General features: G+C 57.1%; 9 protein-coding genes. 3 read left to right on the forward strand and 6 right to left on the reverse strand.

The window, feature by feature from the left end:
• Positions 1 to 94 precede the first annotated feature (94 nt).
• From HQL76_03590 to HQL76_03610, 5 genes are read right to left on the reverse strand one after another with little or no spacing between them, the layout of a single operon-like run.
• Positions 95 to 1,723 carry a DNA-processing protein DprA gene (locus HQL76_03590; GenBank protein MBF0108241.1) on the reverse strand — a complete coding sequence of 543 codons (1,629 nt, stop codon included), beginning with the start codon at positions 1,721 to 1,723 and terminating at the stop codon, positions 95 to 97.
• Between the two features lie 59 nt (positions 1,724 to 1,782).
• On the reverse strand, positions 1,783 to 3,090 hold the full coding sequence (locus HQL76_03595; protein MBF0108242.1) for a Ni/Fe hydrogenase subunit alpha: 1,308 nt from the start codon (positions 3,088 to 3,090) through the stop codon (positions 1,783 to 1,785).
• The gene (locus tag HQL76_03600) at positions 3,087 to 3,869 is read right to left on the reverse strand and encodes a hypothetical protein (GenBank protein MBF0108243.1); all 783 of its coding nucleotides are present in this window, start codon (positions 3,867 to 3,869) and stop codon (positions 3,087 to 3,089) included. The genes HQL76_03595 and HQL76_03600 overlap by 4 nt, the downstream gene beginning before the upstream one ends.
• Positions 3,866 to 4,732, reverse strand: coding sequence for an FAD/NAD(P)-binding protein (locus HQL76_03605; protein MBF0108244.1), 867 nt, complete (start codon positions 4,730 to 4,732; stop codon positions 3,866 to 3,868). Before HQL76_03605 ends, HQL76_03600 begins: the two co-directional genes overlap by 4 nt.
• Entirely contained in the window at positions 4,729 to 5,781 is a 1,053-nt protein-coding gene (locus tag HQL76_03610; protein ID MBF0108245.1) for a 4Fe-4S dicluster domain-containing protein, read from the reverse strand. The genes HQL76_03605 and HQL76_03610 overlap by 4 nt, the downstream gene beginning before the upstream one ends.
• A gap of 435 nt (positions 5,782 to 6,216) precedes the next feature.
• Between HQL76_03610 and HQL76_03615 the strand changes: the two genes are divergently transcribed.
• From HQL76_03615 to HQL76_03625, 3 genes are read left to right on the forward strand one after another with little or no spacing between them, the layout of a single operon-like run.
• Positions 6,217 to 7,020 carry a hypothetical protein gene (locus HQL76_03615; protein ID MBF0108246.1) on the forward strand — a complete coding sequence of 268 codons (804 nt, stop codon included), beginning with the start codon at positions 6,217 to 6,219 and terminating at the stop codon, positions 7,018 to 7,020.
• Positions 7,017 to 7,982: a hypothetical protein gene (locus HQL76_03620; GenBank protein ID MBF0108247.1), complete on the forward strand. Its 966-nt coding sequence runs from the start codon at positions 7,017 to 7,019 to the stop codon at positions 7,980 to 7,982. Before HQL76_03615 ends, HQL76_03620 begins: the two co-directional genes overlap by 4 nt.
• Complete coding sequence (locus tag HQL76_03625; protein MBF0108248.1) at positions 7,979 to 10,024, forward strand: AAA family ATPase; 2,046 nt, start codon at positions 7,979 to 7,981, stop codon at positions 10,022 to 10,024. Before HQL76_03620 ends, HQL76_03625 begins: the two co-directional genes overlap by 4 nt.
• Before the next feature lie 201 nt (positions 10,025 to 10,225).
• On the opposite strand, the gene HQL76_03630 is transcribed toward HQL76_03625, so the two are convergent.
• Positions 10,226 to 10,684, reverse strand: a complete 459-nt coding sequence (locus HQL76_03630; GenBank protein MBF0108249.1) for a type IV pilin protein — start codon at positions 10,682 to 10,684, stop codon at positions 10,226 to 10,228.
• Between the last annotated feature and the right edge of the window lie 33 nt (positions 10,685 to 10,717).

Here is a 10,717-nt window from a genome sequence, read left to right on the forward strand (position 1 = left end):
CACGGACTTTTCCCGTGAGGCCTCGGCGCTGATGGCCTCGATGGGCAGATAGTCCTCGATCACTCGGCGGTCGTCGTAACACCTCATTTTTTCTTCAGCCATGCGACGCCCCATCAAACAGGCTGCCACTGCCGGCAACCTGTCGATTCTCCACAACCGCGCGCCAGTTGGCCAGAAGTTTTATCAACGCGGCGTGTTCCGCCGGGGTGGTGGCGGCGAACTGGGCGGCGGCATCGGCGCTTTTGCCGGTGAGGGCGGCGCCGGCCAGGGCTTGCGCCACCATGCGCAGGCGGTCCTTGTTGGGATTGGCTTCGTCCAGGAAGTTGGCGAGCTTGCGGGGTTGGTTCTCCAGCAGCCACAGCGCACGGTGGAGCGCGTCCACCAAAGGGGCCGGCACGTCGGCATCCGTTCGTTGCCCCAGTTTTTCGTCCGCGCCCCGTTCGGTGAAATCACGCAAACGATAGCTGCCTTTCTTCTTTTCCACCAGGGCGTCCCGTCCATTGGAGAGTCCCTGGGGGCCATCCAGTTCCACGTTCTGGCCGTAGGTGAAGACGATGGCCTCCCCCGCCTCCAGTTCCGCCACTTTGTAGGCGTAGCGCCACAGGACGTAGAACCGGGTCGGGCCGTCCACTGTCGCGACGCCGGAACCGGCGACGCCGAAGATTTTCTTCAGCAGTTCTTCCAGCACCACCGCTTCCACCTGGGCCAGGAAGGATTCCGCCGGAACCGGCTCGCCGTTGGCGAACTCCACCCGGGCGAAGCGGGTGAAGGCGCGCAGGCCCGCGCCCACGGCGGCGATCACCAGATCCGCCCCCGCCACCCCCTTCTCCTCGGGACCATTGACGGGCCGGAATTGCGCCATGGGAACCAATGCGCCGTACACCGCCGCCCGGCACGCCACCAGGGGCCGGCGCGCCCACCACAGATGCAGGGTGGAGATGTGCCCCTTGCGCACGGACTTTTCCCGTGAGGCCTCGGCGCTGATGGCCTCGATGGGCAGATAGTCCTCGATCACTCGGCGGTCGTCGTCCTGGCTCATGCGTTCATCATCTTCCCGTGCGTCCCCTTCCCAGGGGGGATTGCCCGAAGCGTGCTGCCACGCCACGGTCTCCAACAGTTCATCCAGATTCGGGCGTCCCTCCACGGTCCGCCCCAGGGGCCGCGCACCGCTCTCCAGAAAATAGCGGTTTCCGGCGGCCCGCGCGATGTGCGATCCGTAAAGAATGACGAACAGGGGACGTTTCAGTGCCCGGGCCGCCTCCGCCGCATGGAAGGTTCCGCCCCCCTCGCCGGATTCAATCACCACCATGGCGTGGGCCAGTTCGGCGATGAAGCGGTTGCGTTTGATGGGCATCCAACGGGCAAAACCCACCTCCGGCGGAAAAGTCGAGGCAATCAACACCCGCCCCTCATCAAAGGCGGGCTGCAAGTCCTTGTGCAGCCGGAATCCGTTCAGCCCCCTGGCCGGGACTACCGTGGTCACGCCGCCCGCCGCGATGGCCGCCCGATGCGCCGCCATGTCCACTCCCCGGGCATGGCCGCTGATGATGTTGATCCCCCGGGCCGCCAGCGCACCGACATATTCCTCGGTGACCTTCAATCCCACATCGGATACGTCCCGTGTTCCGACAACGCCGACGGCGGGTAGACTCAGTACATCTTCATTTCCCTGCAGGTGAATGGTCGCCTTGGCCACATCATCACGCCCGATCCATGATGGCATCCGCCGGAATCTCGAAGAATCACGCCTCGGCCTGGGCCATCATCCCGGCGCCCCTGGATTCACTTCACGAACGATACATCCAGAAGATGTACCGCGCAGGAAATGCACGGATCATAGGCCCGCAGGAGCATTTCCATGTTTAATGTCAGTTCTTTTTCCGACATGAGGGGCAACATTCGCGGCACGAAGGCTTTCATGTCCTGTTCGATGTTGTTGACATTCTGGCTGGTGGGGATGATCGCGTTGGCATCGCAACACCGGCCATCCCGGTCGAAGGTGTATTCGTGGAAAAGAATGCCCCGGGGAACCTCGACGGCGCCGGCGCCCTGCCCCTCCCGCGGTTGATGATCGATCGGTTCCTCGCGCAGGCCGTTTTCCAGAAGGGTGGTCATCATCGCGAGGCTGTCGTGGGCGCAGTGGATGATCTCGACCACCTGGGCGCAATTGTTCATGTAGGGATTGAAGCAGGGGACACGGAGACCCAGATCATGGGCGACTTGCCGCGCTTCCGGTCCGAGTTGTGCAAAATTGTTGTTGACCCGCGCCAGGGCGCCGACGGCGTAGGAATCGCGGTGCCAGCGGGACCAGCGGCTGGTCGAATGGGGGACGGTGAATTCGTTGGTCACCTGGCGGTAGTCGGCGACCGGGACCGTGGCGCGGGTATCGGAACTGTAGATTTCGCCATCGTACAGGGCATATTCGTCGGGATGCTTGAGCGAAACGAATTCGGTTTCCCGTTCGAAGGGGGGTATGTTCAACGTTTTGACGATGGCAACGGTTTCGTGAAGATCGGGAAGGGCGTCCTGGAGCCGTTGCCGGAGCTGGGCGATGGCTTCCTGGTCGGGAAGCCTGCGCCATCCCTTGAGGGTGTTCGCCATGGGATGAAGGGTTCGCCCTCCCAGGACGGCGGTATAGTCGTTGGCGAGCTTTTTCAGGCGCAGGGCCCGTTTGACGACCTCGGGGTGGGTCTTGACCAGAGGGAGAACGCTGGGGGCGCCGACGAAATCGGGAATCGCCAGAAAGTAGACGTGCAGGATATGGCTTTGCAGAAACTGGGATTGGTTGAGCATCTTGCGCAGCAGGACGGTCTGTGGCGAAACCTCGATCCCCTGGGACGCCTCGACCGCCTTGGTGGCGGCCAGTTGGTGGCCGACACAGCAGATGCCGCAAATCCGTCCCACGATCCAGGGGATTTCATCGGGCCGCATGCCGCGGGTGAAACTTTCGAAAAAGCGGTTGGCCTCGACGATGGACAGTTTGACCTCTTCCACCACCCCTTCGCGGACGTTGATGCGAATGCTGCCGTGTCCTTCGACACGGGTGACGTGGTGAATGTCGATATTGCAGTCGAGGGTGGCGAGGGTCATCGTGATTTCTCCCAAAATGGCGTCTGGGTGCCACCGAAAAGGTGGTATCGGTGTTGGATGTCGGTGTCGGAGAGCCCTTTTTCTCGAAGCAGGGCGCGATGGGCTTCAAGGTTGGCATGCGGCAGAAGACCGCGGCATCCGTCGCAACGATAGCCCTGGGTAATGCACAGGGCATGGCATCCGCCCCAGGTGATCTGCCCCATGCAGGTGTCGCCGCGATCGAAAACACATTCGTTTTCGTTCATCTTGCATTCGACGCAGACGGCGTTGGCGGGAACGTGGGGGATCGTCCCCTGAAGGAGCGATTGGACAAGTGCCAAAAATTCATCCGCCACCATCGGACAGCCGCGCAGTTGAAAATCGACCGTGACGATTTCTCCGACCGGACGCACCCGGGTATGGGACCACAGGGGCCAGAATTCCGGATCGGTCTGAACGCGGTTGCGGTCCGTTTCGCCGTAGACGCGGCGATAGTTTTCCGCCGGAGCGATCCGATTGGCGCGGGCCTGGACATTGCCGTTGCAGGCGCAGGCCCCCATGGCGACCAGAAAAGTGCTTCTGGCACGGATGTCTTGCAGGCGCAGAAGATCCTGTTCGCGGTTGATGCTCCCTTCGATGAAGGCGATGTCGTAGCGCGGGGCGGTTTCCGAAAGCGCTTCGCGGAATTCGACGAGTTCGACCTGGGTCAGAAGGTCCAGAAGAATTTCCTCGCAGTTGAGGAGGGCGAGTTGGCACCCTTCGCAGCTGGCAAAATCGAAAAAGGCGACTTTCGGTTTCATTGCAGGGCCTCCTGAAGGGTGCCGATGCGGTCGAAGCGGAAGACCGGACCTTCCTGACAGCAGCAGACCCGATTGATCTGGCAATGACCGCAACGACCGACGCCGCATTTCATGCGCCGTTCCAGATCGACGTAGATGCGGTGGAGGGGCAGACCGCGGGCGACGAGTTCCATGATGACAAACTTGTACATGACCGGAGGGCCGCACAAAGCGACGATGGTGCGTTGTGGATCGAGGGGCAAGGTGGCAATGGGGGCGGTGACGAGGCCTACCTGACCATTCCAGGGAAGGTTGGCGGTTTGATCGACAAGGCGGATGACCGATACAGGGCGTGCGGATCCGGAGGCGGCCCAGGCTTCCAGTTCCTCGCGATAGAGTTCGTCGGCAGGGGTGCGGCAGCCGCTGATGATGGTGATGGAACCGTAATGGTCGGGTTGGGCGATCAGGGGCAGGATCAGGGAACGCAGCGGAACCAGGCCAAGACCGCCGACAATGCACAGGACATCCTGGCCGCGAAAGGTTTCAAGATCGAAGCCGGAGCCGAATGGACCGCGAATGCCGACCTGATCCCCCGGTTTGAGCCGGTGCAGGACCCGGGTGAGGCGGCCTGTCTCGCGGATGACCATTTCGAGGAAGTTGTCGTCGCCTGGGCCGGAGGAAATGGAAATGGGCGCCTCGCCGATTCCCAGGCGGGAGAGCATGACAAACTGTCCGGGTCGATGACCCAGAGGTTTGGGCAGTTGGACCTTGAAATAGTTTTCCCGCGCCGTCATCCGACGGATTTCGAGGATTCTGGCCATCCTGGGGATATGGGGTTCCCAGTCGTGATCCTGGAGGGGGCGATCCGGCGATACCGTGTTCATGAGCGGGTCTCCTCCGGTTGGGCAAGATCCAGAATGATGGAGAAGATGTCGATGTTGGCGGTACACTGGCGACCGCAGCGACCGCAGCCGACACAAAAAGAATGGTCCCCAAACCGCCGGGGCAGGTAATCAAACTTTCGTTCGACCCGATGGCGCTGGCGGCCTGCCGGAAGGGGGCGAAAATTGTGGCCTCCGGCGACTTCGGCAAATCGGGGGAGCATGCAGGCATCCCAGGTTCGAACACGTTGACCGTATTGTGGATTTGTCAGGCCGGATTCATCACGGGTATCGAAGCAGTAGCAGGTGGGGCAGACCAGGTTGCAACTGCCGCAGGAAAAACAGCGTTGCACATGGCGTTCCCATATGGGGGATGACCATTGGGCGGCGATGGTGGCGGCAAGGTGTTCCATCGGTCGAGGAAATTGCCGTCCAAAGGGTTTGGGACGCGCCGCTTCGGCCTGTATCCTGTGCGGTCGGGCATCGGGACAGGGGTGAAAAGATTCGCCATCGATCAGGGACGCTCCCGCCTCGGACTGGACCTCCACCAGAAAAGAATCGCCGATGGGCGTGAGGAAAAGATCGGCGTTGCCACGCCAATTCAGAGAACCGACCGCCTCGCAGAAACACCGTTCATCGCAGGGGTGCGGACAGGCAATGGCGATGAGGGTGGTTGGGTCTCTTCGGGCACGGTAGTGGGGGTCTTCCGGGGGATGACGATGAACCCGATCCATCAGGTCGATCGCCTTGAGATCGCAGGGGCGAACGCCGGCCAGGATTCTCGAAGTCGGGTCCACGACCGGTTCGATGACGGGTTCACCCGCATCGTCGGGATGGAAACGGAAAAGGGTTTCCACGGCGGGCAACAGTTTTTTTCCGGGGGGGACGATGGTGGGGTGGTAGTCTTCGAATGACAGTTCCGAGCGTTCGTGAACCGCCAGGAAACGCCAGCCCGAACGTCCGGCCCGTTGTGGAAAAAACACCGGTTTCCTTCGCGCCAGCCCCCGGAGCCAATGGGGTGCGGCCTCTTTGTGGAGCCAAAAAGCGTCCATCGCGCCACCTTTCCGATCGGTGTGTGGGAAGCGCCGGAAGTCGATGGCGCCACAACCGCGCAATCGACGATTCCCGAAGGCTGTCCCTCCTTGTTTACCGTTATCAGCATATCATTGCATGTGGCGTAGATTAAGAAATTTCTCCTTTCTCATGAATTTTACCGTGAAAAATCTCGCCCTGACGTAACCGTTCAGACCCCGTCTTCTCAAGCCAAAAGCGGAAATCCAGGATTTGCCGAGCCTCCCTGGATCCCCGCTTTCGCTTAGGATGACGTTTGTCAAAAAAAAGGGGGGGGGTAAACGGTTACACTGATCCGGGCATTTGATGCCGCAGGGCTTGACTGATGACATCTTGGTAGATTATTATGCGCCATGCATGCCTTTAGGCATGCATGGCGCATAATATCCTGATCAAAATGGAAATGGCACGGACCGATGGAATCCTCCCATTCTGTTGAACAAACGGCAGACCCGTTCATGCCCCTGGTAACCGTGGAACACAATCAGACGCTGTTCCACCTTGTCAATTCAAATGTGTGCTGGAACTCACATGCAAGTGAACATGCAACGGCCAGAAAAATCGAATACGAATGCGGGGAACATGGCGTAACGATACCAGGCTGCCGGTACTTCTACGCCGGACATGGCCTTGATCGATATGGTGAAGTCGTCTTTGTCTATGAACCGCCGGATGAAATAAACCTATGTGGGTCGGCCAATCCTTTTGATACCGGAGCATTGTTCCTTGGCAGTATGGAACCTTTTGCCAAAAAGACCACCAAAAAAGATCGCTGCCAGTTCATTGATATGACCAAAATCGACATCTCCTCTTGGCGAAAAGAATTTGGCGTATTCATAAATCGGTGCTATGATGGCGATGTATTGTCTTATCTGAATGGGGCACGACCGAAAGAACCAGACGCATGGGGCAATCCCAATCTGCCTTCAAAAAATGCGGCCAACACTGAATTATGCGCATGGGTCTGGGAAATACGCATCGAAGAAAAACATCCCATCGAACAGGGACTGTTTGCCTGGAGCTGTCCCGTCGATCAACACCAATTCATCACACGCACGATCAACGACATGAAAGGAAACGTCAAACCACCAAAACGTGCTAAAAATCTTGGAACTTTCTCCAAAAAGTGGATCAGACCCGGTATCACGGAAACGCCCTGCGAAGCGATTCAGCAACGAATCATCCGTTTATTTTCGGAACGAAAGAAACCCTCTTCATGAACCCGTCGGACACATTTCCCGCCGTTGGCATTTTCAGTTCCGTAGAAACGCCCTGCGCACTCAAACGTGTGCTCCTTCGGTTATCGGACGATCCACTGAGGTTCGGCAGTCCTGCACCATCCACCGGTCGCGAACAGCGCTACGATCAGGATGAATTCACCATGATGCTCCAGGAAGGTCGGATCACGGCATTGGAAAATGAATGTCCTGTACAGCGTCACGACATGGCTTTCTTCGCCCGGCCCTCGTTCCTGCTCACTTATGAAAAGGTTTGCGAAGAACCGTTCCCCTGGTCATCTTTCGATCCCATCGTGGTCAAGACACCGGTTGATCCCGAAGAGGAAAAACAAAATTTTCCAATAATCCTTCAAGATACAACGGAACGCTTGACAAAAGAGAACAAAGTTTTGGCAATACTGGGTTCACCGGAAACGCTGATTGCGCTTTTTGAAAGAGCCACGCAAAATATTTTGCATCACGGGCAACGAACCGGTTGTCGGTATTTAAACCATGCCCAGGATTCCCAGGCATGGCTGGATGCTTTGGACCGCATGAAAGAGATTGGATGGCTGGCGACTTTTTGCAGCAACAGCAATGATCCCGACTTGTTGATCCAATCTTATCTCCTTGTCTGTCTTTCCTTCTACGAACGAGGCGCCTTGGATCTTATTGAAGACCTGTACGAAACCGGTCTTCATCCTTTCGCCCCGGAAATTTCCTATGATGAATTTTTTGATCGTGTCCGTCGGTTGAGAAAAAATTTGCATGCCATGCATGAAGATGGCATCTGTCGGTGCAAAGAGACCAGAACTGGTAGTAATATTATTATCTTTCCATCATCTTCACGGCCATCCTACGGAGATTTGCCTGCACACACCTCTGACCATCTATCTCGAACGAATGGAACAATCCACAACCCAGGCAGATCAAAATCGGTCCGCATACATGAGCATCGTCCATGAAATTCTACAGTTTTTTTTCTTTCAAGGGCGGCGTTGGCAGAACAGCCTTGATGGTCAACATTGGGGCTTACTGGGCCAATCGTGGCGAAACGGTGTTGATGATCGACATGGACCTGTCGGCACCGGGGTTATCCTATTCGCCACTTTTGGGTGATTATCTTCATGCAGAGGGTCGAGACAACGGTTTCAGTGATCTTTTGGCGGTCTATTATCGGGGGCGGAACAAAAATCCCAATGAACTTCATTTCATGCCTCCTCACCTGTTAATGCAGGAAATTTATCCGCCGGACAAGAATGGAATGCCCTTGAAGGGTAAACTCTGGGAAAAGGGTGGTCGTCTTCTGACCATCAGGGCCGGAACCGCATATGTTCCGTATCCTGCGACCAATCCGGAACAACAAGAAAATCCGCGGAGACCAACCCATCAGAATCTCTCTGACCACGCAGACAAGACAAAATCCCTGACCGTCATCAAGGACATTCCTCCCGAAGACGGTCGGGGCGAAGAAGAGACTTTGGAAGAATTTTCATTGCGTGCCCTGGCGTTTGCCATCAAGGATGACCTGAACTCATGGAATGGAAACGGTCGTTCCATCGATCGGGTGCTGATCGATTGCCGTACCGGTTTGCCTGAACTTCTGGAATTGAGTCTCGGTTATCTTTCCTCGCGCATGGTCATGGTCGTCGGACTCAATGAACAAAACCGGGAAGGGATGCGTCAATTATTGACCGCCCTGCAAAAACGTATTCCCCTCGGAGAATTTCCGGGCGCCTTGCGGGTGGTCTTCTCGCCAGTGCCACGGACCGATGACGAGGACAACGTGATTGCGGCATTGGAGGAAAGCAGAACGCTGTTAAACTCCCTGATGCGCATCGACCCGCGCAACGATGAACGGGAAAGTCCACCCGAAGATTCTCTGTTGCACTATACCCCCCGGTTGGCGACCGGGGATGCCCCCCTGGTCACGACCCACCCGCACCTTCTTTATGTCAGCGAAGTACGCGAAGTTGCCAAATGGTTGGAAGGTACCTTCCGCACCGCCAGCGTCGTTGAAGGATTCAAAGACAGGTTGGAGGAAGCGGGAGCGTTTCTGAAGCCCGGGGGTTTGACCGGTGCGTCTGGTTCCCCGACAAACCGACGTGCCAACCCGGCGGTCGGTCTTCCCCGCTGGTTTTGGCCCCTGCCCCGGGAAGTACAGGAACATACCGAACGCCGTACCAAAAAATGTAACGAATTGATTACATTCAGTCCTGACATCAACGTGGACAAGGATGTGTTCCTGACCAAACTGTCCTGGTCGGTATCCCTTGATACCGTCGAAAAACAACGAGTTATTAATACGGCTAAATTGTTCTCCCAGGAACAGGTCGATAGACTGTTGGAACTTTACGATTGGGAACGCCAAAAGTTCGCCGCTCTGGCAGAAGATCAATGGGAAGTATTTTTGGCCACCTGCTGGTCCCGTCAAAAAGACTGGGCCGAAATTGTGGATGGCATCGCAGGAGTCAAACGGTTTCTTACCGCACCCCTCACGGGAGAACACCTGCATCCTTCGTGGGAAATGTGGCCCGGATACTGGACCAACATTGCCGACGCACTGTCAAAGCAGGATCCTGTTCAAGCAGAGCGCGCTTATCAACGTGCCATCGCTGCTGACCCAAACCATGCAAACAATCTTGGTAATTTCGCAAGTTTCTTGTTGACGAGGAAACGGCGGGAAGAAGGGCTGGAACGGTTGCGAACCGCGTTTGATCTGTCACCGCAGGAACATCAACTCCGGTTGGAGCTGTGCTACTATGCCATCGTCCATGCCCCGGATCGCTATCCGGAGGCGCTTTCGACCTTGAAACGATTGCTTCTTGACGGCGTTCGTTCACCCGGATGGGATTTATCGGGACATGTGGCCATCGCCCGCGAACAAAACGATCCCCGGACGGAACTGCTGGCACAATTAGCTGCGGTCATCAGCGACGGCGCGGACCTGGCCTCACTGAATCATATTCCGCTTTGGCACGAAATCCACCCACGACCCAGCCCATAACCGGAGAAATCTGGCAAAAAACCCTGCCCAATCATCACGGCCACAGCATGATGCCCTTCGGGCAAAAAAGTCAAAGGCAAAGTCAAAAACATTGGGGGCTTCGCCCCCAAACCCCCACTGGGAAGGGGAAACCCCTTCCCAGACCCATCCTGATGACTATAAAGACCACAAACACCACGACCGAAAAATCCAGCCCGCTCATCACGGCCACTGGTTCTCACCCGCATCGGTATAACCGCCATCATTGTCGGCATCGTGAAAACGCGCCCCGGTCGAAGCCAGGGCCAGTTTGCCATCGTTTGCCTGCCCCAGAAGAGGGGTGGCCTCGACGACAAAACAGGTGGCGACCGGACAGGCAGTGCCCAGAACGGTCGCCGCATTGGCCGCGGAAAGAATCGTCGCCGAATAATACCCCTCATCGGAGGTCTCCGGATCGGTCAATCCCAGAGACGACATGCTGCTGGTATAGGTCATGTTTTCCGTAAACCAGCGTTCCTGAAGATTGGCGACATGCAACAACAGGCCCTTGCCGTCCGAACGTCGCCCCTTGATAACCGACTCCATGTAACTGGGAACGGCCACGACGGCAAGGATCGTCACCACCGCCAGGACCATCATCAGTTCGATCAGTGTAAAACCGCTCTTCACGTTTTGTTTCATTGAAATAATGTCATCCTTGTTGTGACCGAACCA

This window comes from Magnetococcales bacterium, from assembly GCA_015228815.1.
Lineage (GTDB): Bacteria > Pseudomonadota > Magnetococcia > Magnetococcales > UBA8363 > UBA8363.

Excerpts from the sequence above, each read along its gene's own strand:
- HQL76_03605 (MBF0108244.1), bottom strand. The coding sequence starts at position 4,732 with ATGAACACGGTATCGCCGGATCGCCCCCTCCAGGATCACGACTGGGAA.
- HQL76_03625 (MBF0108248.1), top strand. The coding sequence starts at position 7,979 with ATGAAATTCTACAGTTTTTTTTCTTTCAAGGGCGGCGTTGGCAGAACA.
- HQL76_03615 (MBF0108246.1), top strand. The coding sequence starts at position 6,217 with ATGGAATCCTCCCATTCTGTTGAACAAACGGCAGACCCGTTCATGCCC.
- HQL76_03630 (MBF0108249.1), bottom strand. The coding sequence starts at position 10,684 with ATGAAACAAAACGTGAAGAGCGGTTTTACACTGATCGAACTGATGATG.
- HQL76_03610 (MBF0108245.1), bottom strand. The coding sequence starts at position 5,781 with ATGGACGCTTTTTGGCTCCACAAAGAGGCCGCACCCCATTGGCTCCGG.
- HQL76_03600 (MBF0108243.1), bottom strand. The coding sequence starts at position 3,869 with ATGAAACCGAAAGTCGCCTTTTTCGATTTTGCCAGCTGCGAAGGGTGC.
- HQL76_03595 (MBF0108242.1), bottom strand. The coding sequence starts at position 3,090 with ATGACCCTCGCCACCCTCGACTGCAATATCGACATTCACCACGTCACC.
- HQL76_03590 (MBF0108241.1), bottom strand. The coding sequence starts at position 1,723 with ATGCCATCATGGATCGGGCGTGATGATGTGGCCAAGGCGACCATTCAC.
- HQL76_03620 (MBF0108247.1), top strand. The coding sequence starts at position 7,017 with ATGAACCCGTCGGACACATTTCCCGCCGTTGGCATTTTCAGTTCCGTA.